Genomic DNA, 22216 nt, shown 5'->3' with positions numbered 1-22216 from the left:
GAGTGCCTTCAGTGCATTGGGTCAGTGCAGCGCCACCCGGTGGGCCTTAGCCCAGTTCAGCAACGGATGGCAGGTACAAGCCCTCTGCCGTGGTGAGGGCCCGTGCCGCCCGTGCCGCCCGCGCTGTGGCAATGGCCGTGGCCTCGGCCGCCATGGTGGCCAGCACCATCATGCCCAGGCTCTTGCCCGCGCGGCCGGTGCCCAGACTGAACAGGGTGTCGCCATCGGACATGGTGTGCACCGGGTTGATGCTGCGTGCCAGGCCATCGTGCGCTGCTACGGCTAGGCGATGGGCCTGCACCTTGGTGATGACCGCGTCGGTGGCGACCACGCCGATGGTGGTGTTGGTGCCCGCCAGCAGGGGCTGGGGCGGGTCGCCGCGCAGCAGGGCGCGGCGTGTGTCGCGCAGGCGCAGGCCGTCGTCGGTGCGGGCTCCGGCAATGACTTTTGCAGTGTCCGGGTCGATCACGTCACCCAGCGCATTGCAGGCGATGAGCGCGCCCACCGTGACGCCATCCACGGTGACAGAGGCGGTGCCGATGCCTCCCTTCATGGCACGCTGGATGCCGAAGATCTTGCCCAGGGCCGCGCCGGTGCCTGCGCCTACGTTTCCTTCGGCCGGGTCAGCGGTGGATGCAGCATCGCATGCGGCATAGCCTGCAGCGGCGTCCGGGCGGATGCGCATGTCGCCCACCAGCAGGTCGAACAGCACGGCGGCGGGCACGATGGGCAGGCGGCCCACGGCCACGTCAAAGCCCACACCGCGCTCTTCGAGCCAGCGCACGGCGCCGGTGGCGGCATCCAGCCCCCAGGCGCTGCCACCCGCGAGCATGATGGCGTGCACCTTGTCCACCAGGTTGGAGGGGTGGAGCAAATCGGTCTCGCGCGTGCCAGGGGCTGCCCCTCGCACATCCACCCCAGCCACGGCACCCTCGCGGGTGATGATGACGGTGCAGCCCGTGGGGCGGCGGGTTTCGGTGAAGTGGCCGACCTCGATGCCGGCCACGCGGGTGATGCTGCCAGCATCGCCAGCCAGAACTTGTTGAGAACTCATGGCCGGTGATTATGGTGTCCTGCCGCCCCTGCAGGCCCGCGTGTGCTCAAGGCGACGCTGAATAGGGTTGCGCAATGCGGCGAGCCAGGGATGCGCCGTGCGCGGGGTACTGGTTCCCCGCCGCCTGCCGCCTCGGCGCTGTGGTCAGGGCGCCTTTTCGATCCGAGTGACCTGGTAGGTGCCGTTGACCCGCTCTGCGCGAAAGCGCACCTTGTCACCCGCTTTGAGGTCGCCCAGCACGCTGGCATCCGACACGCGGAACACCATGGACATGGCGGGCATGTCCAGGTTCTTGATTTCGCCGTGGCGCAGGCTGACGCGCAAGGTGCGCGGGTCCCAGCGGGTGATTTCGCCCTCGCTCAGCTCCGCCGACGGCACCGCGGGGGCTGCATGGTGGCCACTGTGGCTGTCGGAGACTGCAGCGGCGGGGGCTTGTGCCAGCGCGGGCGCCGCGCCCAGGATGAGCAGGCTGGCGGCCAGGGAGATAGAGATCAATTTCATGTGGATGCCTTCTTGCGGTAACTCTTGAAGATGCGGGTGCTGCCGTCGTGGGCCACCAGCAGCACGTCATAGGGGTCGCGACGGTCGCCATACACGGCGCCATCCATGCCCGGTGAGCCCACAGGCATGCCCGGCACCGTGAGGCCCAGGGCTTTGGGTTTTTGCTGCAGCAGGGCGCGCACGTCGCTGGCGGGCACGTGGCCTTCCACCAGGTAGCCGCCCACCAGCGCGGTGTGGCATGAGCCCAGCTTTTGCGGCAGTCCCAGGCGCGCGCGCACGGCGTTGTTGCCGGTGTCGTGGATGGTGACGCTGAAGCCGTTGGCCTCCATGTGGGCGATCCAGTCGTGGCAGCAGCCGCAGTTCGGGTCTTTCCAGACCTCGACCGGTGTGGCAGTGGCGGTGGCCGCGCGGGACAGTTGAGGCGCCAGCGCGAGGGCTACGCCCGCACCCAGCCAGGGCAGGGCTTTGGCGAGCCACTGGCGGCGTGAAGGGTGGGTGGCGGCGTACGCGGACGCTGATCGGTGTTGGCGAGTGGTCATGGCGTTTCTCCTGGCGTTACTTGTTGCGGGGCAACACGGTGATGGTCCCGGTCATGCCAGCCTGGTAGTGGCCGGGGATGAGGCAGGCAAAGTCAAAGCTGCCCGCGCGGTTGAAGTGCCACACGATGTCGCCGGCCTTGCCTGCCGCGACATGGGCCATGTAGGGTGCGTCGTGTTCCATGCCGGGGTGCTTTCTCATCAGCTCGGCGTGCTGCTCCAGTTCGGCCTGGGTGCCGATCACGATCTCGTGCAGCACCTGGCCCCTGTTGGTCGCGCGCAGCCGCACGGTGTCGCCTTCGCGAACTTCGATGTGGCTGGGCGAAAAGCGCATGTCGTCGCCCATGCGCACGGTGATGGTGCGGCGCACGGCCTTGGCATCGCCTGCAATGCCCCAGTCCTTCTGCTCCTTGACCACCGGGGCTGTGGTGGCGTGGTGGGGCATGTTTTCATGCCCAAAAGCGGTGAATGCGCTAGTGCATATTGCGCATGCTGCTATAAACTTGATAGTCTTCATGGTGATCGCTGGTTTCAGTGTTGATGGCCGCTCGCTGCGGGCTTGCGTGCGTTGGCGGCGGCAGGGGCGGTGCCCGGGGTGTCCGTGCGTGCGGGGCGTGGGGTGCTGGCGGGCGCACCCTGCCACTCAAAGGCCTGGGTGCCCGGCGGCTGCTTGAAGGCGCCGGGGTCGATGTAGCTGCCTGCGGGCTGGTCGGCGCGCACCTTGAGGGTGGTGAACATGCCGCCCATCTCCAGCGGGCCGTAAGGGCCGGTGCCGGTCATCATCGGGAAGGTGTTGTCGGGCAGCGGCATCTCCATGGCACCCATGTCGGCCATGCCGCGCTCGCCCATCACCATGTAGTCGGGCACGATCTTCTGGATCTTGCCGACCAGGCCCCGATGGTCCACGCCGATCATGGTGGGCACGCTGTGCCCCATCGCGCCCATCGTGTGGTGGCTCTTGTGGCAGTGCAGGGCCCAGTCGCCGGGCTCGTCGGCAATGAACTCCACCTGCCGCATCTGGCCCACGGCGATGTCGGTAGTCACCTCGGGCCAGCGCGCGCTGTGGGGCACGGGGCCGCCGTCGGTGCCGGTCACTTCAAATTCGTGCCCGTGGATGTGGATGGGGTGGTTGGTCATGGTGAGGTTGCCCACGCGGATGCGCACCCGCTCACCCTGCCGCGCCACCAGCGGGCTGATGGCAGGGAACACGCGGCTGTTCCAGCACCAGATGTTGTGGTCCAGCATGGTGTTGACCTTGGGGGTCATGCTGCCGGGCTCCACGTCAAAAGCGTTGAGCAGGAAGGCGTAGTCGCGCTGCACCTTGGCAATCTGTGGGTGGCTGCCCTTGGGGTGGGTGATCCACAGGCCCATCATGCCCATGGCCATCTGCACCATCTCGTCGGCATGGGGGTGGTACATGAAGGTGCCGGGGCGGCGGGCCACGAACTCGTACACAAACGTCTTGCCCGGCTGGATGGCGGGCTGGGTAAGGCCACCCACGCCGTCCATGCCGTTGGGCAGGCGCTGGCCGTGCCAGTGGATGGTGGTGTGCTCGGGCAGTCGGTTCGTCACGAAGATGCGCACGCGGTCGCCCTCGACCACCTCGATGGTGGGGCCGGGGCTCTGGCCGTTGTAGCCCCACATGTTGACCATGAAGCCCGGTGCCACCTCGCGCACCACGGGCTCGGCCACCAGGTGGAATTCCTTGACGCCAGCGTTCATGCGCCAGGGGGCGGTCCAGCCGTTCAGGGTGACCACCGGGTTGTAGGGGCGGCCCGTGGGCGGGTGCAGCGGGGGGGCGGTGTCGGCGCTGGACTGCATGGCGGGTTCGGGCAGCGCGGCCAGGGCCACGCGGCTGACGGAGGCTGCGGCCACGGCCGTGGCGGCGCCAGAAAAGAAATTGCGGCGGTTCATGTCAATGGCCTTGGGGGGTGGTGGAGGCTGCGGCGCCGGAGGTGAGGCCCTGCAGGGCGCCTGGCGATGTGCCAGTGAGTGCGAGCTGCAAATCGGTCTCGGCCAGCCAGAAATCGCGTTGCGCTTCGATGGCGTTGGCCACGGCCTGCGTGCTGTTGCGCGCTTCGGCCAGCATGTCCCACACGCTGGCCAGCATGCCGTTGTAGCGCAGCGTGGTTTCGTCGCTGATGAGCTGGCGCAGGGGCACGACCTCGGCCTGCTGCTGGCGCGCCAGGTCGAGGGCGGTGCGGTAGGTGAGCCAGGCAGCGCGCACCTCGCTGCGGGCGCGCACGGCGGTGTCTTGCAGCTGGGCGGCGCTTTGCTCCACCTGGGCCTGCGCACGGGTGCGGGCTGCGCCGCCCCAGTCAAACAGAGGCAGCGGTAGCTCGATCTCCCAGCCGCGCTTCACGTCGCTGTTGCCGGTGTCGCGCTCGGTGGTGGTGTTGCGGCTGTAGGCCAGGCCGATGTCGCCAAACACGGCGCCTGCACGGCTCCAGCCCTGGCGCACTGCCTGGGTGTCGAGCTGGCGGCGGGCGGCCTGCACATCCAGCCGCTCACGCAGGGCGGTGGCTTCGATGCCGTCGGCGGGCAAGGCGGTGGCGGGCAAGGGGGGCAGCTGTGCTGCCAGCTGGTATTGCGCCTGCGCGCCCCACACGCCCAGGCGCCGGTTCAGGTCTTCGCGGGCGGTGGCGGCGGCCAGCCGGGCGCGGGCGCGCTGGCTGTTGGCCTCGTGCAGCACGGCCTGTTCGCGGGCTTGCTGCAGACGGCTCCAGTTGCCCACCTGGGCCATGCGGCGGGCCAGCTCGGCCCCTACCTCGGCGGCTTCGACCATGCGGTCGTGCGTGGCAGCCACCTGCTCGGCGGCCACGGCGCGCAGCCAGGCACGGCGGGTGTCTGCGGCGAGTTGCACCACGTCCTGTGCGGTTTGCAGCGTGGCGATCTGCAGGCGCTCGGTCTCGCGCTGGGTGCGCCAGGGCAGGGTGATGAGGTCCATCAGGCCAAAGGCCAGGGTGCGTTCGATCTCGCGCTCCTGGCTGTTGGTGAAGCGCCCCAGGGTCAGGTGCGGGTTGGGTAGCGTGATCGCCTGCACGCGCTCGGCATCGGCTACGCCCAGAGCGGCCAGCCGGGCTTGCAGGCCGGGGTTGTTGAGCAGGGCGATGCGCACGGCGGCGTCCTGCGTGAGGGGCTGGGCCAGCCAGCCGTTGATGGACTGCTGCGCCTGTGCCCGGGCGGCGGAGTCGGTGGCGGGCAGGGCAGCCTGTGGCACCCCGGCGGTACGGCCTGCCGTGAGTGCGGCCACGTCGCTGCGCAGGCCATCGGGCGATACGCTGGCGCAGCCTGCCAGCAGGGCGGCAGCGGCCAGCACGGAGAAACAGCGTGCACCGGTCATGGCTGGCCTTTCTGCAGAGGATGGGGGCGGGGTGTGGCTCCATGGCCGCCATGGTTGCCGTGGTTGCCGTGACCGCCGTGCTGCATTCCCTGGTGGAGGGGGGGCTGAGATACTGCTGTGGCCGTTGCGGGCGCAGAACTGGGGGCGGCGGTGGCGCTTTGTGCTTCCCAGGCCACGATGTCTGCGTGGCCGCGCGGGAACGCACCCACAGCCTCATGCGCCTGGCGCCAGGCCTGGGGTGTGGGCAAGGTGTCCACCAGCGGAGGCTGTTGCGGCATCGCCGCGTACGTCAGGGGCGCTGCGGCTGCGTCGGCGCGGGCCGCGTCAGGGGCGGATGGGCTCTGGGCTTGCGCCAGCAAGGGGAACAACAGGGCAAGGCATGCCAGTCGCGTCGGCCACAACAGCGAGGGCGACGGCGAAGACAGAAAAACGGCGGGGGCGCGCATGGCGATCTCCAGACAACGAACGAACAAAACATGGCGCTGCCGCCCTGACGGCCCCGTTGCTGGGGGCCGCTGGGGCCGTGGCAGACGCACTTTGGGCGTCGAAGGTCAGGCGATGGGTGGTTTGACGATCTGCGCCGCAGGGACGCTGTCAAACTGCGCGGAGGCGCGAGGGAGCACGGCTCCCGCCGGAAGAGGGATGGGGGTCAGCGACGCGGGCAGACCCAGCATGGCCGAGTGGCAGATTTCGCAGGCCGAGCAAGTGGCGCTGTGGTGGTCGTGGTCGGCGCTCGCGTCCTGGCAGGCTGTTGCGTGGCTGGCGGCGGCTTCATCGGAGTGGTGGTCATGGTGGCCGTCATGACCATCATGGGCGCCCCCCCCGGCTTGCTCATCGTGGCCGGAAGCAGCCTGGTGGTCCTGGTGCAGGGCCGTGGTCTGGTGCGCGGGGCCTGCTGGCAGCAGCGGTGCCACGATGCCTGCCGCCATGGCGGTGCCCGTCAGGCCCCGAAGGACCAGCACCACCATCAGCAGGAAGAAAAAGCCGCGACGCATCCTGCAATGATACGGCGCGTGGGCGAAGGTTCCCCCCGCGCAGCCAGCGGGGGCTGGCAGGTGCCGTTGCACAACCCGGGGACGAGCGTTTTGTGTGCCGCGCTACGCTGGCTACACCGCCATGTAGCGGCCCGGCCGGTGGTTCATGGCCAGCACCAGGTTGAGAGCTACGGCACCCGCAATGGACCAGGCCACTCGCAGGGGCTCCACTGTCCACAGCGCCAGCAGGACGATGCAGCAGTCCACGGCCATCTGCACCTTGCCCGCGCGCCAGCCATAGCGGTCTTGCAGGTACAGCGCCGCAATGCCCACACCACCCAGGCTGCAGCGGTGGCGGAACAGCACCAGAAACCCCGTGCCGGTGATGAGCCCGCCCGCAATGGCCGCATACAGCGGCTGCAACTGCGCAAACTGCAGCAGTTGCGACTGCAGCTCGGTCAACAGCGACAGCAGCAGCACGGCGAGAAAGGTCTTGACCGTGAAGGCCCGGCCTAGCTTGCGCAGTGCCAGCCAGTAAAACGGCAGGTTGAGCACAAAGAAGATCTTGCCAAAGCCGATGCCTGTGGCGTAGTGCAGCAAAAACGCCAGCCCCGCCGTGCCACCCGTGAGCAACCCCGCGCTGGTGAAAAACGCCACCCCCACCGAGATCAGCAACACCCCGGTGAAGATGGCCACGGCGTCTTCCGTCAGGCTGTGGGGCACGACCAGGGGGGCAGGCGCTGCAGGGGCGGTAGGGGCTCGGGAGGACATGGGCAGAGTGCAGGGGAATAGAGGCGGGGCGTGCCGCCCCCAGGGCAAACAGGCGCGCGCAAGCGATGGATTGAACCACGCAAGCTCCATGCCGGCCTTGTCGTGCGTCAAATGGCGGGTAGCGGGCTGCCAGGCGCACAGCAGCCATCGACTCCTGAATTGATAGCTGTCAGGGCATGAAAATCAAGCGCGACCGCCACTTTTCTGCCAAATTTTTGGCGGAGCCAGGCTGGCAGCCGCCATCGCTTCGTTGATCAACCACGTGACGCGCGGCTGCGGCACCATGGGCGCCAGGGCACTCACCCGTGCCCGGCCGGTGTTGCCGATGGGCAACCGCGCCAGTGCGTGCCCCAGCGGCACCAGGGCCAGCCGCAGCACCTGTCCACCGGCCTCGCGCAGGTCCCGCAACTGCAGGGCGTAGCGCAGCATGGCCGTGTGCGACCGCCAATGCAGGGACAGCGTGGTCTGCCCCAGCACATGCGCGGCCTCCAGCCAGTGCCAGCGGGTGGCAGGCGGTGCGGTGGCATCGCGCGCAAATGCTGCCAGCAGGTGGTCGAACGCGCGCTGCGTGTGCTCGGGGTCAGCCATGGGCTCCGCCGCGTGTTGCGCCGCCAGCTGGTGCCAGCGCCGCTGTCGGTGCCGGTAGAACACCTGGGCAAACGCCGCGCTCAAGGGCGTCATCAGCCAGGGCAGATGGCGTGCGACCACCTCGATGTCGTCGGTGTAGAGCGTGCGGCCGTCCGGCATCGGTTGCAACGTGATGCGGTGGTCCCAGTGCTGCATCAGCGTGCCCTCGCCGTTGTCGCGCAGCGTGGGCCAGGCGTCGGCCTGCGCGGCGGGCTCGATGGAGATGCGCACGGTTTGGGTGCCCAGGGGCAGCAACCCCAGCAGCCGCATCTGCAACGGCAGATCCCCGGGGGACCAGTGGGTGGGCCAGGGCGCGCCGCCGGGGCGCTTGAACCGCACCAGCGGCGCCGTGATGTGGCGGAACACTGCCGTGCTTTGCAGCTGTGCTGCCACCCATTCGGGCGGTGCATGGAGCGGGGTGGACAGGCGTACGCGCATGGATCAGTGCCGGTGTGCTGCGGGGGCGCCTGCGGTGCTGGCCAGCTCTTGCCGTGCGTGGCGGATCACGCTCCAGCCGCCGCTGATGGCCAGGCCCGCCATGACGGCCGCCACCACCAGGTCGGGCCAGGCAGTGCCCGTGCCCAGCACCCCCAGCGCGGCCGCCATCACGGCCAGGTTGCCGAGCGCGTCGTTGCGGGTGCACAGCCACACGCCGCGCATGTTGGCGTCACCCTCGCGCCAGGCGTAGAGCAGGGCGGCCACCCCCAGGTTGGCTGCCAGCGCCAGCAGGCCCACGCCACCCATGGTGAAGGGCTCGGGCGGCACCCCTTGCCACACGCCCCAGGCCACCCGGCCGATCACGAACACGCCAAAGGCCAGCATGCTGGCCCCTTTGAGCAGCGCGGCACGTGCCCGCCAGGTCAGCGCCATGGCCAGCACCCACAGCGACAGCCCGTAGTTGGCCGCATCGCCCAGAAAGTCGATCGCGTCGGCCAGCAGCGACGCCGAGCCCGACTGAGTGCCCGCGCCCAGCTCCACTACAAACATGGCGGCGTTGACGATGAGTGCAATCCACAGGATGCGGCGGTAGCGCGGGTCTGCGCTGGCGGGGGCGTCGTGGCTGTGGCCGGGCGCGCCGTGGTCGTGGTGGCCGTGATGGCAATGGGCGGACATGGTGTTTTCTCCTGGCGGTTTTTGAAAGCGATGGCATCATTGGAAACCTTGAAGTCACTTGAAGGTCAAGCCCATGGACCCCCACGCTGCACAGTTCCGCATCGGCGAGGCCGCCCAGCAGTCCGGCGTGTCGGCCGCCAACATCCGGTATTACGAAAAAGAGGGGCTGCTGCCGCCCGGCGCGCGCGGCGACAACAGCTACCGCCTGTACAGCAGCGCCGACGTGCATCAGCTGCGTTTCATCCGCCTGTGCCGCGCCATGGACATGTCGCTGGACGAGGTCAGGACCTTGCTGGCGCTGGACTGGGACAGCAAGACCGACTGCCATGCCGCCTGCGACACGCTGGATGCACACCTGGTGCATGTGCGCACCCGCCTGGCCGAGCTGCAGGCGCTGGAGGCCGACCTGCAGGCGCTGCGCAGCCGCTGCGATGGCGCGGATGCCACCTGCCACATCATTGAAGCGCTGCATGCGCGAGCCGACGCGCAGCCCGTGGGCGTCAACGCCCCTCCCAGCCAAGGCAAACGCCATGTGTGAGCAGTTGTTGTACGGCGTGGCTGCGTGTGTGCTATTTGCTATTTAATTGATAGCTGCTTGGGCATATGTTTGTAGCGCTACCGCCCGAAAATAGCCCAAATATCTCCAGAAGCCTGCCATGGGCTGCCCTGGCGCATGCCCCCGCTATGATCCGCCCATGATCTCGCGCCTTCCCGGCCTCTCCCTGCCCGAACGTGTGTGGAACACGGCGCGGCGCTGGGCGGTGGCCTGGTGGCGCATCCTGTATCTGGGCGCGGTGGTGCTGGTGCTGGTGTTGTCGCCGTCCAGCTACGGCAAGGGCACCCGCCGCGCGCTGGCCCGGCACCTGTACCTGGACACGGCGCCGGTGCTGCTGGGCTTTACGGTGCTGGCCGCGCTCATCAGCCTGGTGCTCACACGCATCGTGGTGGTCACGGCGCTGAGCTACGGCCTGTCGCGCTACGCGCTGGAGATGGTGATCCGCGTGCTGGTGCTGGAGCTGATCCCGCTCACGGCCGCCTTGTTTGTGGCCATGCGCTGCACCATCCCCAACGGCTCGCAGCTGGCGCACTTGCGGCTCACCGGCCGGTTTGAGGCGCTGCGCCGCCAGGGCTCCGACCCGGTGCGCATTGAGCTGCTGCCCCGCGTGATTGCCGGGGTGTTTGCCTGCGTCACGCTGGCTGCGCTCAGTTGCGTGGTGGCGCTGGTGCTGGCCTACCTGGGGGTGTACGGCTTCAACATGGCGGGGCTGCCCAGCTACACGCGCATGTTCGGCCAGGTGTTTTCGCCCAGCGTGACCATGGTGTTTGTGCTCAAGACCCTGTTCTTCAGCCTGGCCGTGGCGCTGATTCCCATGGCGGCTGGCCTGTATGACAGCGGCGAGCGCACGCAGCCCGACTCGGAACTGGGCGGCTTGGCCCGCATGTTTGCGGTGCTGCTGTTGATCGAGGTGGCCTCGCTCATGGGCAACTATTACTGACGGCCCGCGCCGGTCGCACGCACCCGCACAACCGCACCACATGAACGACCACCCTCCCAAGCCATCGCAAGGCCCCGCTGCACCTTCTGCAGGGGCAGATATTCCCCCGGTCGAGACCCTTCGCCCGGTGGCCTATCTGGAACTCAAGGCTGCAGCGCTGCTGCTGTTCACCCTGGCCCTCATCGTGGGCTCGGGCCTGTACCTGCTGTATGCGCGCGGCGCTTTCGAGCCCACGCAGACGCTGGTGCTGACGGCCGACGACTCCGAAGGCGTGGTGGTGGGCATGGACATGACCTTCTCGGGCTTCCCCATTGGCCGCGTGCGGCGCATCGAGCTGGCCGAATCGGGCAATGCCCGCATCCTGGTGGACGTGCCCCGCAAGGACGCGCACTGGCTGCGCCAGTCCAGCGTGTTCACGCTGGTGCGCGGCCTGGTGGGGGGCACCAACATCCGGGCGTACTCCGGCATCCTGACGGACCCCGCGCTGCCCGATGGCGCTGTGCGGCCGGTGTTGCGCGGCGACGCGACGGCAGAGATCCCGCAGCTCATGGCCACCGCGCGCGAGCTGCTGACCAACCTGAACGCCCTCACATCCCCCGACGCTGCGCTGGGCAGCACCCTGACCAACGTCAAGGCCCTCACCGAGCGTCTCAACGGCCCAGGTGGCGCTCTGGGTGTGCTGATGGGCAACGAAGCGGACGCGAAAAGGATCGTGGCCACCCTGGAGCGCACCAACGCGCTGCTGGCGCGGCTGGACGGCATGGCCGCCCGCGCAGACAAGCAGGTGTTTGGCAGCGAGGGCAACAAGGACGCGCTGGTGCCCGAAGTGCGCGCCACCGTGGCACAGCTCAATGGCCTGCTGGCCGACACCCGCACCAGCCTGAAGAAGGTGGACGCCGTGCTGGTAGAGGCCCAGGCCATCGGCGCCAATGCCCGCGAAGCTACGACGGACCTGGGCGCGCTGCGCGCCGAGGTGGAAAGTAACTTGCGCAAGGTGGAAAGCCTGGTCAACGAGATCAATCGCAAATGGCCCTTTGCACGCGACACGGAGCTGAAGCTGCCATGAACCCCTCTGCTGCACCTCGTTTGCGGGCTGCGTTGCGGCTCCTGTCTATCGGCTGCGCCTTTGCGTTGGCTGCGTGTTCCAGCCAACCCCCGGTGCCCGACTGGCAGATGAACGCCCAGGGCGCGTCCCAGAAGGCCATCGAGGCCTACCTGTCTGGCAATGCGCGCGTGGAAAAGCTCGAATGGGACCGGGCCCGCGCCGAAGTGGCGCGCACGGGCCGCCCCGATCTGCTCGCCCGCCTGGAGCTGATGCGTTGCGCCGCCCAGGTGGCGAGTCTGGTGGCTGAGCCCTGCGAGCGCTTTGAGGCCTTGCGGGCCGATGCCGCCGCCCCCGAGCAGGCCTACGCTGACTATCTGGCGGGCCGCGTTCAAGCCAGCCAAGTGGCACTGCTGCCACCGGCGCAGCGTGCAGCGGCAACGTCAGGGGATGCGACCAGCCTGGCAGGCATTACTGATCCACTGTCGCGCTTGGTGGCGGCGGGCGTGCTGCTGCAGATGGGGCACGCCAGTCCTGCCGTGATCGCCACGGCCACCGATACCGCGTCCGCACAGGGCTGGCGCAGGCCGCTGATGGCGTGGTTGTTGCTGCAGGTGCAAAGGGCAGAAGCTGCCGGGGACACGGCGGCGGCCAGTGCGCTGCGTCGTCGCGTGGCTGTGGTGGAGCAATCGGGAGCGCTGCCACGCTAGGGCGGCCGGGCGCTTCGTGCCGGTTGGGTGCGGGTGATGGGCGGGAGGCCCATAAGAAAAAGTGACGTTCAGCCCCGGCCGGCAAGGGCGCCGCAGGTCCGCCCGAGACCGCAAGCGCGCTCTTTGCCACTGGCCGTGGGTTCATCAGCGCAGGCGCGCCTGCAGCTGGGTTTCGATGTTGTCGCGCTCCATCGCAAACTGCTGGGGGCTGATTTCATTCGACTCCAGCTTGCGCGCTACGGACAGCAGCAGCACGGTGTTTTCGAGACGGGTGTCCTGCTGCAGCGAGGGCGGCAGGGCCGTCAGGCGGTCAAAGCTTTGCTTGTACAACTCGCTCCAGCTCATGGCGCCTGCCTGGGCCTGGGCCGTGGCACTGTCGTACCAGCGCGAGAATTCATCCAAGGCGTTGTCGCGGGGGCTGGAGCAGCCCACCACAGCGGCCAACAACACCATCGAGCCCCAGAATTTTGGGTAGTGAATCAAGGAAAAACGGTTTGCAGAGATGCGAAAACGTGTGGTCACGATCGTCCTCCATTCCAGAATGCCACCGAAAACACCCGGTGTGCAGCGTCGAATGGTACTCCGATGCTATGCTTTTTGCTACTGTGTTGCTGTTTGGACCCACACACGCTGCTGCGCAGCGCCAATCTCTTTGGAAGGCATTGCCGGAGCGCTACCGATCAGCGGTCCAGAAAGCTCGTGGACAAAATCTGATCCAGCCCCGTGAGCCCATGCGACATGGAGTCCACAGACTGCACAGCCACATCCGGCATCAGCAGCGACACCGCTGCCAGCACTGCCAGCACCACAGTCCCGATGAACGCGGCCAATGCGCGCGCTCCCGGCGGTAAGGAATGGCGTTTCATGGTGAAGTCCTTTTCAGCAAAAAAGGGTGAGGGGCCGCAATGACCTCCCAGCGCAACCTCAATGGCTGCTGGCTAGGATTTCAGCAAAGTGCCGCAGTTCCGCGTGTAAGACAAGTGCCATACCAGCGCTCTATGGGCAACTGTTACGGCCTGTTGCCTTTACAAACCTGATGGAAACGTTCCTGTCGCTGCGTCTGCTGGGGGGCCGTGCAGAACCTGAGGATCTAAGCGGATGCAGCCTGGCGTCATGGACCCTCAGCGTGCTCTATTTGCTCGCTTCAGAGTTGGTGGATGCCCATCGAACGGCGGTGCATAGGGGCACACATGGCTGCCTACCGCAGCGCCGCCGTCTTCCACATTCCGACGCACACCAATGTCACTGGATCGGGGTCGCTAGGCCCCAGCAGATGCCAATGGGCTCAAGACCGCATCAGAGTGCGCAGGACCTCGGGGATGTTTGGTCGCCGGCGTGCCGGGCCGAGCGTTCAATGAACGCCCTTCAGCGCGCAGCTGGGGCGCATGGGCGTACAACAGGCAAACCCACAACAAAAAACCCAGGTGACCGAAATCACCTGGGTTGATATGTGGCGGAGAGGGCGGGATTCGAACCCGCGGTGGGGATTAGCCCACACACGCTTTCCAGGCGTGCGACTTAAACCGCTCATCCACCTCTCCGAAGCCCTCGATTATAGCCACAGGATTGGGGGCATTCAGGTCGTAGATCCGCGTCGCCTGAAAATTTCTATCGACTGGCGTCCCATCAGCCCGCTTTCTGCGATGTCTGCACCATCTTCATTGCCGAACCGATCAACGCCGACACCTCGGTCATATTGCTGGGCACGATGAGGGTGGTGGTGGCGTCTGACGCGACCTGGCTGTAAGCGTCCACGGCCCTTTCGGCCACCTTGAGCTGCACCGCCTGCTCGCCGCCGGGCTGGCGGATGGCGGCGGCCACGCGTTCGATGGCCTGGGCGTTGGCTTCGGCCACGGCCTTGATGGATTCGGCCTCGCCCTGGGCCTTGTTGATGACGGCCTGCTTTTCGCCCTCGGAGCGGGCGATGAAGGCCTCACGCTCGCCTGTGGCGATATTGATCTGCTCCTGGCGGCGGCCTTCGGAGGCGGCGATCAGTGCGCGTTTTTCCCGTTCTGCAGTGATCTGGGCCTGCATGGCGTGCAGGATTTCCTTGGGTGGAGTCAGGTCCTTGATCTCGTAGCGCAGCACCTTCACACCCCAGTTCAGTGCAGCTTCGTCGATGGCCTGCACCACCTGCGCGTTGATGATGTCGCGCTCTTCAAAGGTCTTGTCGAGTTCGAGCTTGCCGATGACCGAGCGCAGCGAGGTCTGCGCCAGCTGGGTCACGGCCATGATGTAGTTGCTGGAGCCGTAGCTGGCGCGCATCGGGTCGGTGACCTGAAAGTACAGGATGCCATCCACCTGCAGCTGCGTGTTGTCGCGCGTGATGCAGACCTGGCTGGGCACATCGAGCGGAATTTCCTTCAGGCTGTGCTTGTAGGCGACCTTGTCCACGAAGGGAATCAGAAAGTTCAGCCCCGGGGTCAGCGTACCCGCATATTTGCCCAGGCGTTCCTTGACCCAGGCGTTTTGCTGGGGCACGACCTTGACCGAGCGGGCGATGAAGATCACGGCAATGATCAGGAGGACGATGGCAATTTCCATGAGAAGCCTTTCTGGGAGGTTCGGTAAAGGATCTGCGTTGCTTACAGCGGGTCCACCAGCAGGCGATTGCCCACCAGTTCGGCGACACGGTGCATGCCGGTCGAGGGGGTGACCCCAGGGCGGTGGATGGCGGTCCATTGGGCGCCCCGGTACTTCACGGTGGTGGTGCCGTCGGGGTTCCAGCTCTCGATGTGGATGGTTTCGCCCACATCCATGTTCACACTGCGGTCCGCGCGTGCAGACGGGTCGCCAGGGCGTTTTTTCCGCAGCAAGTAGCAGGCCACGACGGCCCCGCCGCCCACGATGGCGGCCGACACCATCTGCAATGCCGACGCCAGACCGAGGTGGGCGGCCAGGGCCGCGGCGACCAGCCCCAGGGCCACCATCAGCAGATAGAACGTGCCAGTGAGCAGTTCTGCCACGACCACGGCCCCCGCTGCCAGCCACCAGATGGTGGATGCCTCCATGTCGAACCTCCTCGTGTGGTTGTGTTTGTTGCACCACATTCTGGGTCAAAAGAATGGCAGTTCAAAGGCGCGTCAACGTTATTCCTTACACTTCGCGCCTATTTCGTTTTTTGGCCGGGCAGGCCACGGCTCCCTGGAGGCTGCGCATGAAGTTTCGCTTTCCCATCATCATCATCGATGAAGACTATCGCTCCGAGAACACCTCGGGGCTTGGCATTCGTGCGCTCGCGCAGGCCATCGAGGCCGAGGGCTTCGAAGTGGTCGGTGTCACCAGCTACGGCGATCTGTCGCAGTTTGCCCAGCAGCAAAGCCGTGCGAGTGCTTTCATCTTATCCATCGACGATGAAGAGTTCACCGTGGGCGAGGGGCTGGACCCCATCGTGCTGAGCCTGCGCAACTTCATTGGCGAGGTGCGGCGCAAGAACACCGAAGTGCCCATCTATGTGCACGGCGAGACCAAGACCAGCCGCCACCTGCCCAACGACATCCTGCGCGAGCTGCACGGCTTCATCCACATGTTCGAGGACACCCCCGAATTCGTGGCGCGCCACATCATCCGCGAAGCCAAGAGCTACCTCGAAAGCGTGCAGCCGCCGTTCTTCAAGGCGCTGCTGGACTACGCCGAAGACGGCTCGTACAGCTGGCATTGCCCCGGCCACTCGGGTGGCGTGGCCTTCTTGAAGAGCCCCGTGGGCCAGATGTACCACCAGTTCTATGGCGAGAACATGCTGCGTGCCGACGTGTGCAATGCGGTGGAAGAACTGGGCCAGCTGCTGGACCACAACGGCGCCATCGGCGAGAGCGAGCGCAATGCGGCGCGCATCTTCAACGCCGACCACTGCTTCTTCGTGACCAACGGCACTTCCACCTCCAACAAGATGGTGTGGCACCACACCGTCGCCCCGGGCGACGTGGTGGTGGTGGACCGCAACTGTCACAAGTCCATCTTGCACAGCATCATCATGACCGGGGCCATCCCCGTGTTCATGAAGCCCACGCGCAACCACTTCGGCATCATCGGGCCCATTCCGCAAAGCGAGTTCGAGCCCAAGGCCATCGAGGCCAAGATCAAGGCCAACCCCTTGCTCAAGGGTGTGGACGCCAAGAAGGTCAAGCCGCGCGTGCTGACGCTGACGCAATCCACCTACGACGGCGTGCTTTACAACACCGAGACCATCAAGGGCATGCTTGATGGCTACGTGGACAACCTGCACTTCGACGAGGCCTGGCTGCCGCACGCAGCGTTCCACCCGTTCTATGGCAGCTACCACGCCATGGGCAAGAAGCGCACGCGCCCCAAGCATTCGGTGACGTACGCCACGCAGTCCATCCACAAGCTGCTGGCCGGCATCAGCCAGGCATCGCACGTGCTGGTGCAGGACTCGCAGACCACCAAGCTCGACCGCCACCTGTTCAACGAGGCGTACCTGATGCACACCAGCACCAGCCCTCAGTACAGCATCATCGCCAGTTGCGATGTGGCCGCCGCCATGATGGAACCCCCCGGCGGCACCGCACTGGTGGAAGAAAGCATTCTGGAGGCACTGGACTTCCGCCGTGCCATGCGCCAGGTGGAAGAAGAGTTCGGCAAGAACGACTGGTGGTTCAAGGTCTGGGGCCCTGAAAAGCTCACCGACGAGGGCATCGGCCGCGCGGAAGACTGGATCATCCGCAGCGACAGCAAGAGCAAGAAGGGCAGCAAGTGGCACGGCTTCGGCCAGCTGGCCGACGGCTTCAACATGCTGGACCCGATCAAGTCCACCATCGTCACGCCCGGCCTGAGCCTGGACGGCAAGTTCGACAAGACCGGCATCCCCGCGTCGATCGTGACCAAATACCTCGCCGAGCACGGTGTGGTGGTGGAGAAGACGGGCCTGTACAGCTTCTTCATCATGTTCACCATCGGCATCACCAAGGGCCGCTGGAACACGCTGCTGACCGCGCTGCAGCAGTTCAAGGACGACTACGAGAAGAACCAGCCCATGTGGCGCATCCTTCCCGAGTTCTGCCAGCAGCACAAGCGCTACGAGCGCATGGGCCTCAAGGACCTGTGCCAGCACGTGCACGAGATGTACGCCAAGTACGACATCGCACGCCTGACCACCGAGATGTACCTGTCGGACCTCACGCCGTCCATGAAGCCCTCGGACGCGTATGCACACATCGCGCACCGCACGACCGAGCGTGTGGAGATCGACCACCTGGAAGGCCGCATCACCGTGGGCCTGGTCACGCCGTACCCGCCGGGCATTCCGCTGTTGATTCCGGGCGAAGTGTTCAACAAGAAGATCGTGGATTACCTCAAGTTCGCGCGCGAATTCGCCAAGCTGTGCCCCGGCTTCGAGACCGACATCCACGGCCTGGTAGAAGTGGAAGACGAGAACGGCCAAGTGCGCTACTACGCCGACTGCGTGGCAGAGCAAGGCAAGCCCGGCAAGAACCCCAAGCCGCTGGCAACTGCCAAGAACCTGGTACAGGTGGGCGACGACGGTCCCTACGGACGCAACGTGTAAGCACTGCCTTCGCGCTGGTGCATGGGTGCACCAGCGTCTCGAAAATCGCTCCCCCGGCACGGCTGGCGGAGCGATTTTTTTGCGCTTGAATCCGCAGCGGGAGTGGGGCCGTATTGACTGTCAGCCGCGTGATTCTCATGCGGTGACTGTCTTCACAACCCCCTCAGGAGATTTTCATGACCCTTCGATTCAATGCCCGCCTGGCCACCATCGCTCTGACTGCTGCCATGGCGGCTGCCGCAATGCCTGCCATGGCGCAGGTCATGGTGGGTGGTGCGCCCATGCTGGCCAGCAAGGACATCATCGACAACGCTGTGAACTCCAAGGACCACACCACGCTGGTGGCAGCGGTCAAGGCGGCAGGCCTGGTAGAGACGCTCAAGGGCCCCGGTCCGTTCACCGTGTTTGCGCCCACCAATGCGGCATTTGCCGCCCTGCCGGCCGGCACGGTGGACACGCTGCTCAAGCCCGAGAGCAAGCCCACGCTGACCAAGGTGCTCACCTACCACGTGGTGGCTGGCAAGTACGACGCTGCCGCGTTGTCGAAGATGATTGCCGATGGCAAAGGCATGGCCAGCCTCAAGACGGTGGCGGGTGGCACCCTCATGGCCAAGGCCAGCGGCAATGCCATCATGGTGACGGACGAAAAGGGCGGTACAGCGACGGTGACGATTGCCGACGTCTACCAGTCCAACGGTGTGATCCACGTGGTGGACAAGGTGTTGTTGCCCAACTGATGAGCGAGGCAGCCCGCCCGCCTGCGATGTTGTATGGGCGGGCTGTAGGGGGTGAAGCCGCCGGGGGCGGTGGCTGTCCCGTCAGCGGGTGGGCGGCATGTCGTCCCGCACGCGCACAAAGCTCGCGAAGCGCGGCACCCCGCTGTCGTGGGTGCCCCTGAAGCGGTAGGTCACCCAGCTGCCCACGGGCGGCGGGTGGTCGCGCTCCGCATCGGTCAACCCTGCGCCCAGCCGGAACCGTTGGCCCGAAGGCATCTCCACCACCAGGGCGCCCAGCCGCCCGGAGTGGCGGCCCTGGCCGGGCAAGTGGGCGACCACGCGGGCTTCGGCGTCTTCGTGCGTCTTGACCTTGATGAGGTCGTCACTGCGGCCTGCGCGGTACATCGATGCGCCCCGGTGCAGCATCAGTCCTTCGCCACCCGCACGCACGGTGCGCAGCAGCAGCTTTTGCAAAGCGGCGTCGCTGGCCACGCGCTGCTGTGACACGGCCTGCACCCATGGCTGGTTCAGCGACTCTACGAGCTTGTTCAGTGCGGGCAGGCGCTGGTCAAACGTGCCGCCATGCGAGGGCAGGTCAAACACCATGAAGCGCATCTCGCGCCAGGCGGCGTCGTCTGGCTGCTGCTGGCGCACGGTGGACTGGGCATGGCTGAACCGGCCGCGTCCTGCCCACAGCTCGCCGTCCATGGGCGTGTCGGGCCAGCCGGCGGTGAACCAGGCCGGTGCCGCGACGGTTTCACCACCCCGCGTGTGCAGCGTGTGGCCGTCCCAATAGCCGCGCACGCCATCGTATTTCTCGCTCACCCAGTAGTCCGCAAGGCGCATGCCGGGGTGGTACACATTGGCCAGCAACAGGGCCGGTGCATCGGCGGCCCAGGCCTGGGGTGTGGTCAGTGCGGCCAGGGGCGCGAGGCCCAGCCAAGCCAGGCAGTGTCTGCGGAGCATGATGGATGTGCTATCAAAAAAATAGCTTCTAGCGCATGTTCTATCAGCGCTAGAAGCCTGTTTTGTGCAAAAAGGCTGTGAGCCCGTTGCTCGGATTACACCTGGTCGGCGCTCAGGCCAGCGGTCTGGCTGAAGCCGCCGTCCACATAGGTGATCTCGGCCGTCATGCCCGATGCCAGGTCCGACAGCAGGAAGGCCGCCACATTGCCCACGTCTTCAATCGTGACGTTGCGGCGCAGGGGCGAAGCATCGGCCACGCGGCTCAGCAGTTTGCCAAAGTCCTTGATGCCGCTGGCAGCCAGCGTCTTGATGGGGCCTGCGCTGATGCCGTTGGCGCGGATGCTGCGGCCATCTTCGGTGCGGCCCACTGCCTCAGCCAGGTAGCGCACGCTGGCTTCCAGGCTGGCCTTGGCCAGGCCCATGGTGTTGTAGTTGGGTATGGAGCGCAGCGCGCCCAGGTACGACAGTGTCAGCAGCGACGACTTGTCGTTCAGGTAGGGCAGGGCCGCCTTGGCCATGGCCGGGAAGCTGTAGGCGCTGATGTCGTGCGCAATGCGAAAGCCTTCGCGGCTCAGGCCGTCGAGAAAGTTGCCCGCAATCGCCTCGCGCGGTGCAAAGCCGATGCTGTGCACAAAGCCGTCAAACTTCGCCCAGGTCTGCGACAGGTCCGCAAACATGCGCTCGATCTGCTCGTCGCTGCCCACGTCGCAATCAAAGATCAGCTTCGAGTCGAACTCGGCTGCAAAGTCGGTGATGCGGTCCTTGAAGCGCTCGCCCACGTAGCTGAACGCCAGCTCGGCACCTTGCTCGTGGCAGGCCTTGGCAATGCCGTAGGCGATGGAGCGGTTGGACAGCACGCCCGTGATGAGCAGCTTCTTGCCGGACAGAAAACCCATGTGAAATCTCCTTGTGGAATAGCGGAATGCAGGCTTGGTGCCCGGTGCATGTGGATATGCGGCTTCGGCTGCAAGCCCCTGCGAACGTAGTGCAGAATTGTCGCATGCGGTTTTGGCTGGCTTTGTTGCTGATGGGGTGTGCTGTTCCAGCGTGGGCAGCGCATGCGTATGCCTTGTGGGGCGCGCCGCGCTATGCGGCGGGCTTTTCGCATTTCGACTATGTGAATCCCGATGCCCCCAAGGGCGGTGAATTGCGGCTGGTCAGCAACCTGCGCGTCTCCACTTTTGACAAGTACAACCCGTTCACCATCAAGGGCAACGCGCCTGCCTACCTGTCGTCGCTGATGTTCGACTCGCTGCTGGTGGGCTCCATGGACGAGACCGCAACCGGCTACGGCCTGCTCGCCGAGGACGTGGAGGTCGCCCCCGACGGACTGTCTGCCACCTTCCGGCTGCGGCCCGAGGCGCGCTTTCATAATGGCAAGCCGGTGCTGGCCCAGGACGTGAAGCACAGCTACGAAACGCTGGTAGGCCCCTTCACCTCGCCGTCTTACAAGACCTTGCTGATCGAGGTGGCGGGCGTGGATGTGATCAACGACCGCACCGTGCGCTACCGCTTCAAGCAGCCCAACCGCGAGCTTCCCATCACTGTGGGGGGCTTGCCGGTGTTCAGCCGCGACTGGGGCGTGGAAAACGGCAAGGCCAAGCCCTTTGACCAGGTGGTGATGGACATTCCCATCGGCAGCGGCCCCTACAAAATCGGTCCGGTGCGTTTCGGCAAGGACATCACCTATGTGCGCGACCCCCAATACTGGGCGCGCGACCTCAACGTGCGCAAGGGCACGGCCAACTTCGACCGCATCCTGGTCAAGATCTACAAGGACAACACCGCGCGTCTGGAGGCCCTGAAGGCGGGCGAGTTCGACCTCATGCGGTTCTTCAGTGCGGGCGACTGGGCCCGCCGCGTCACGGGCAAGAAGTTCGACACTGGCGAGCTGGTCAAGGGCGAGTTCAAGCACAAGCTGCCATCGGGTTTTCAGAGCTACGTGCTCAACACTCGCCGCTCGCTGCTGCAGGATGCGCGTGTGCGGGAGGCGCTGGGCCTGGCGATGGACTATGAGTGGATGAACCGCCAGATGTTCTACGGCGCCTACCAGCGCGTGAACGGCCTGTTTGGCAACACGGCCTGCGAAACCAAGGGCAGCCCGTCGCCTGAAGAACTCGCGCTGATGGAACCCTACCGCAAAGACATTCCTTCGGCTGCGTTTGGCCCCATGACGGTGCCCCCCCGCACCGACGGCGATTCGCCACTGCGTGCCAACCTGCGCCGCGCACAGGCTTTGCTGAAAGAGGCAGGCTGGGAGGTGCGCGATGGCGCCCTGCGCAACGCGAAGGGCGAGGCCATGGAGCTGGAATACATGGACAGCAACGAAGGCGGTGTGCGCACCATCACCCCCTGGATACGCAACCTCGAAAAGATCGGTGTCACGCTGCGATTCCGCTCCGTGGACTTTGCGCTGTACCAGCAGCGGCTGCAGAAGTTTGACTTTGACATCACCTCGCTCGCGTTCCAGGGCACCAACAATCCGGGGCAGGAATTCGCCGACATGTTCGGCAGCCAGGCGGCCGATGTGGAAGACTCCGGCAACTTCGCAGGTGTCAAAAATCCGGCGGTGGACGCCATGATCAAAGCCATGACGTCGGCCAAGACGGAGGCTCAGTTGCTACCTGCCTGCCACGCGCTGGAGCGCATCATTGCGCACAGCCACTACCTCATTCCGCAGTGGACGGCGGCCACGCACCGCATGGCCTACAACGCCTGGCGCCTGGCCAAGCCTGCAGCGGTGCCGCCGTATTCGAGCGGCGAAGGCTGGGTTATCGACACCTGGTGGGCGCGCATGCCGCCACAGACCGCGCCCGACAAAAAATAACCACCCGCCAGCCCGC

Annotated in this window: 24 protein-coding genes and 1 tRNA gene; 7 read left to right on the top strand and 18 right to left on the bottom strand. The window is 66.1% G+C overall.

The genetic code is table 11. From position 1 onward, the window contains the following. Positions 1 to 46: 46 nt before the first annotated feature. The 11 genes from ASD94_RS18245 to ASD94_RS18195 form a co-directional block, all read right to left on the bottom strand. Positions 47 to 1054: a P1 family peptidase gene (locus ASD94_RS18245; RefSeq protein ID WP_056645856.1), complete on the bottom strand. Its 1008-nt coding sequence runs from the start codon at positions 1052 to 1054 to the stop codon at positions 47 to 49. Between the two features lie 144 nt (positions 1055 to 1198). Beyond that, positions 1199 to 1555 (bottom strand): copper-binding protein, encoded by a 357-nt coding sequence (locus ASD94_RS18240; protein ID WP_056645853.1) that lies wholly within the window; start codon positions 1553 to 1555, stop codon positions 1199 to 1201. Further along, on the bottom strand, positions 1552 to 2094 hold the full coding sequence (locus ASD94_RS18235; protein ID WP_082576932.1) for a DUF411 domain-containing protein: 543 nt from the start codon (positions 2092 to 2094) through the stop codon (positions 1552 to 1554). Before ASD94_RS18235 ends, ASD94_RS18240 begins: the two co-directional genes overlap by 4 nt. Before the next feature lie 16 nt (positions 2095 to 2110). Next, the gene (locus ASD94_RS18230; protein WP_056645850.1) at positions 2111 to 2608 is read right to left on the bottom strand and encodes a plastocyanin/azurin family copper-binding protein; all 498 of its coding nucleotides are present in this window, start codon (positions 2606 to 2608) and stop codon (positions 2111 to 2113) included. Between the two features lie 14 nt (positions 2609 to 2622). Continuing rightward, positions 2623 to 4005 (bottom strand): multicopper oxidase family protein, encoded by a 1383-nt coding sequence (locus ASD94_RS18225; protein ID WP_056645847.1) that lies wholly within the window; start codon positions 4003 to 4005, stop codon positions 2623 to 2625. Position 4006: 1 nt separating this feature from the next. Further along, positions 4007 to 5434, bottom strand: a complete 1428-nt coding sequence (locus ASD94_RS18220; protein WP_056645845.1) for a TolC family protein — start codon at positions 5432 to 5434, stop codon at positions 4007 to 4009. Then, positions 5431 to 5880, bottom strand: coding sequence for a hypothetical protein (locus ASD94_RS23890; protein ID WP_200954254.1), 450 nt, complete (start codon positions 5878 to 5880; stop codon positions 5431 to 5433). Before ASD94_RS23890 ends, ASD94_RS18220 begins: the two co-directional genes overlap by 4 nt. Before the next feature lie 105 nt (positions 5881 to 5985). After that, a complete protein-coding gene (locus ASD94_RS18210) occupies positions 5986 to 6429 on the bottom strand; it encodes a hypothetical protein (RefSeq protein WP_056645843.1) in 444 nt (147 codons plus the stop codon). Between the two features lie 111 nt (positions 6430 to 6540). Further along, entirely contained in the window at positions 6541 to 7179 is a 639-nt protein-coding gene (locus ASD94_RS18205) for a YitT family protein (protein ID WP_056645840.1), read from the bottom strand. A 183-nt stretch (positions 7180 to 7362) separates the two neighbouring features. Continuing rightward, positions 7363 to 8244, bottom strand: coding sequence for a DUF3703 domain-containing protein (locus tag ASD94_RS24125; protein ID WP_235510703.1), 882 nt, complete (start codon positions 8242 to 8244; stop codon positions 7363 to 7365). 3 nt (positions 8245 to 8247) lie between these two features. Continuing rightward, positions 8248 to 8919, bottom strand: coding sequence for a cation transporter (locus ASD94_RS18195; RefSeq protein WP_200954253.1), 672 nt, complete (start codon positions 8917 to 8919; stop codon positions 8248 to 8250). A 73-nt stretch (positions 8920 to 8992) separates the two neighbouring features. Between ASD94_RS18195 and ASD94_RS18190 the strand changes: the two genes are divergently transcribed. The 4 genes from ASD94_RS18190 (at position 8993) to ASD94_RS18175 (ending at position 12167) form a co-directional block, all read left to right on the top strand. Then, on the top strand, positions 8993 to 9457 hold the full coding sequence (locus tag ASD94_RS18190; protein ID WP_056646005.1) for a Cd(II)/Pb(II)-responsive transcriptional regulator: 465 nt from the start codon (positions 8993 to 8995) through the stop codon (positions 9455 to 9457). 157 nt (positions 9458 to 9614) lie between these two features. Further along, entirely contained in the window at positions 9615 to 10415 is an 801-nt protein-coding gene (locus ASD94_RS18185) for an ABC transporter permease (RefSeq protein WP_015014693.1), read from the top strand. 40 nt (positions 10416 to 10455) lie between these two features. Beyond that, a complete protein-coding gene (locus ASD94_RS18180; protein ID WP_056645836.1) occupies positions 10456 to 11481 on the top strand; it encodes an MlaD family protein in 1026 nt (341 codons plus the stop codon). Continuing rightward, positions 11478 to 12167, top strand: a complete 690-nt coding sequence (locus ASD94_RS18175) for a hypothetical protein (protein ID WP_056645834.1) — start codon at positions 11478 to 11480, stop codon at positions 12165 to 12167. The genes ASD94_RS18180 and ASD94_RS18175 overlap by 4 nt, the downstream gene beginning before the upstream one ends. Before the next feature lie 144 nt (positions 12168 to 12311). Here the strand turns inward: ASD94_RS18175 and ASD94_RS18170 are convergent, their stop codons facing one another. The 5 genes from ASD94_RS18170 to ASD94_RS18150 all read right to left on the bottom strand — a co-directional run bounded on the left by ASD94_RS18170 (position 12312) and on the right by ASD94_RS18150 (position 15178). Then, positions 12312 to 12689, bottom strand: coding sequence for a hypothetical protein (locus ASD94_RS18170; protein ID WP_082576931.1), 378 nt, complete (start codon positions 12687 to 12689; stop codon positions 12312 to 12314). A gap of 158 nt (positions 12690 to 12847) precedes the next feature. After that, positions 12848 to 13033 (bottom strand): hypothetical protein, encoded by a 186-nt coding sequence (locus ASD94_RS18165; RefSeq protein ID WP_056645829.1) that lies wholly within the window; start codon positions 13031 to 13033, stop codon positions 12848 to 12850. Positions 13034 to 13618: 585 nt separating this feature from the next. Then, positions 13619 to 13708, bottom strand: a tRNA-Ser gene (locus ASD94_RS18160). An 85-nt stretch (positions 13709 to 13793) separates the two neighbouring features. Then, positions 13794 to 14711, bottom strand: a complete 918-nt coding sequence (locus ASD94_RS18155; protein WP_015014685.1) for an SPFH domain-containing protein — start codon at positions 14709 to 14711, stop codon at positions 13794 to 13796. A gap of 41 nt (positions 14712 to 14752) precedes the next feature. Next, a complete protein-coding gene (locus tag ASD94_RS18150) occupies positions 14753 to 15178 on the bottom strand; it encodes an NfeD family protein (RefSeq protein WP_056645827.1) in 426 nt (141 codons plus the stop codon). A gap of 146 nt (positions 15179 to 15324) precedes the next feature. Between ASD94_RS18150 and ASD94_RS18145 the strand changes: the two genes are divergently transcribed. Both ASD94_RS18145 and ASD94_RS18140 read left to right on the top strand, forming a co-directional pair. Beyond that, positions 15325 to 17691, top strand: coding sequence for an arginine/lysine/ornithine decarboxylase (locus ASD94_RS18145; RefSeq protein WP_056645824.1), 2367 nt, complete (start codon positions 15325 to 15327; stop codon positions 17689 to 17691). Positions 17692 to 17867: 176 nt separating this feature from the next. Continuing rightward, positions 17868 to 18428 (top strand): fasciclin domain-containing protein, encoded by a 561-nt coding sequence (locus ASD94_RS18140; RefSeq protein ID WP_056645821.1) that lies wholly within the window; start codon positions 17868 to 17870, stop codon positions 18426 to 18428. Between the two features lie 81 nt (positions 18429 to 18509). Here ASD94_RS18140 and ASD94_RS18135 read toward each other — a convergent pair whose 3' ends face one another. Together ASD94_RS18135 and fabI are read right to left on the bottom strand one after the other, a co-directional pair. Then, a complete protein-coding gene (locus tag ASD94_RS18135) occupies positions 18510 to 19373 on the bottom strand; it encodes a DNA ligase (RefSeq protein ID WP_056645818.1) in 864 nt (287 codons plus the stop codon). A 95-nt stretch (positions 19374 to 19468) separates the two neighbouring features. Continuing rightward, positions 19469 to 20269 (bottom strand): enoyl-ACP reductase FabI, encoded by an 801-nt coding sequence (fabI, locus tag ASD94_RS18130; RefSeq protein WP_056645815.1) that lies wholly within the window; start codon positions 20267 to 20269, stop codon positions 19469 to 19471. A 104-nt stretch (positions 20270 to 20373) separates the two neighbouring features. On the opposite strand from fabI, the gene ASD94_RS18125 reads away from it, so the two are divergent. Further along, complete coding sequence (locus ASD94_RS18125; RefSeq protein WP_056645812.1) at positions 20374 to 22200, top strand: extracellular solute-binding protein; 1827 nt, start codon at positions 20374 to 20376, stop codon at positions 22198 to 22200. Positions 22201 to 22216: the final 16 nt, after the last annotated feature.

It is taken from the genome of Acidovorax sp. Root70 (genome assembly GCF_001428225.1).
Lineage (GTDB): Bacteria > Pseudomonadota > Gammaproteobacteria > Burkholderiales > Burkholderiaceae_C > Acidovorax.
This window is presented reverse-complemented; position numbering and strand designations above follow the sequence as displayed.

Bases quoted from the DNA above. Each gene is read 5' to 3' on its own strand.
- ASD94_RS18235 (WP_082576932.1), bottom strand. From the start codon at position 2,094: ATGACCACTCGCCAACACCGATCAGCGTCCGCGTACGCCGCCACCCAC.
- ASD94_RS18155 (WP_015014685.1), bottom strand. From the start codon at position 14,711: ATGGAAATTGCCATCGTCCTCCTGATCATTGCCGTGATCTTCATCGCC.
- fabI (WP_056645815.1), bottom strand. From the start codon at position 20,269: ATGGGTTTTCTGTCCGGCAAGAAGCTGCTCATCACGGGCGTGCTGTCC.
- ASD94_RS18230 (WP_056645850.1), bottom strand. From the start codon at position 2,608: ATGAAGACTATCAAGTTTATAGCAGCATGCGCAATATGCACTAGCGCA.
- ASD94_RS18145 (WP_056645824.1), top strand. From the start codon at position 15,325: ATGAAGTTTCGCTTTCCCATCATCATCATCGATGAAGACTATCGCTCC.
- ASD94_RS18220 (WP_056645845.1), bottom strand. From the start codon at position 5,434: ATGACCGGTGCACGCTGTTTCTCCGTGCTGGCCGCTGCCGCCCTGCTG.
- ASD94_RS18140 (WP_056645821.1), top strand. From the start codon at position 17,868: ATGACCCTTCGATTCAATGCCCGCCTGGCCACCATCGCTCTGACTGCT.
- ASD94_RS18185 (WP_015014693.1), top strand. From the start codon at position 9,615: ATGATCTCGCGCCTTCCCGGCCTCTCCCTGCCCGAACGTGTGTGGAAC.
- ASD94_RS18125 (WP_056645812.1), top strand. From the start codon at position 20,374: ATGCGGTTTTGGCTGGCTTTGTTGCTGATGGGGTGTGCTGTTCCAGCG.
- ASD94_RS18195 (WP_200954253.1), bottom strand. From the start codon at position 8,919: ATGTCCGCCCATTGCCATCACGGCCACCACGACCACGGCGCGCCCGGC.
- ASD94_RS18225 (WP_056645847.1), bottom strand. From the start codon at position 4,005: ATGAACCGCCGCAATTTCTTTTCTGGCGCCGCCACGGCCGTGGCCGCA.
- ASD94_RS23890 (WP_200954254.1), bottom strand. From the start codon at position 5,880: ATGCGCGCCCCCGCCGTTTTTCTGTCTTCGCCGTCGCCCTCGCTGTTG.
- ASD94_RS18150 (WP_056645827.1), bottom strand. From the start codon at position 15,178: ATGGAGGCATCCACCATCTGGTGGCTGGCAGCGGGGGCCGTGGTCGTG.
- ASD94_RS18180 (WP_056645836.1), top strand. From the start codon at position 10,456: ATGAACGACCACCCTCCCAAGCCATCGCAAGGCCCCGCTGCACCTTCT.
- ASD94_RS18210 (WP_056645843.1), bottom strand. From the start codon at position 6,429: ATGCGTCGCGGCTTTTTCTTCCTGCTGATGGTGGTGCTGGTCCTTCGG.
- ASD94_RS24125 (WP_235510703.1), bottom strand. From the start codon at position 8,244: ATGCGCGTACGCCTGTCCACCCCGCTCCATGCACCGCCCGAATGGGTG.
- ASD94_RS18205 (WP_056645840.1), bottom strand. From the start codon at position 7,179: ATGTCCTCCCGAGCCCCTACCGCCCCTGCAGCGCCTGCCCCCCTGGTC.
- ASD94_RS18190 (WP_056646005.1), top strand. From the start codon at position 8,993: ATGGACCCCCACGCTGCACAGTTCCGCATCGGCGAGGCCGCCCAGCAG.
- ASD94_RS18240 (WP_056645853.1), bottom strand. From the start codon at position 1,555: ATGAAATTGATCTCTATCTCCCTGGCCGCCAGCCTGCTCATCCTGGGC.
- ASD94_RS18135 (WP_056645818.1), bottom strand. From the start codon at position 19,373: ATGCTCCGCAGACACTGCCTGGCTTGGCTGGGCCTCGCGCCCCTGGCC.
- ASD94_RS18165 (WP_056645829.1), bottom strand. From the start codon at position 13,033: ATGAAACGCCATTCCTTACCGCCGGGAGCGCGCGCATTGGCCGCGTTC.
- ASD94_RS18245 (WP_056645856.1), bottom strand. From the start codon at position 1,054: ATGAGTTCTCAACAAGTTCTGGCTGGCGATGCTGGCAGCATCACCCGC.
- ASD94_RS18175 (WP_056645834.1), top strand. From the start codon at position 11,478: ATGAACCCCTCTGCTGCACCTCGTTTGCGGGCTGCGTTGCGGCTCCTG.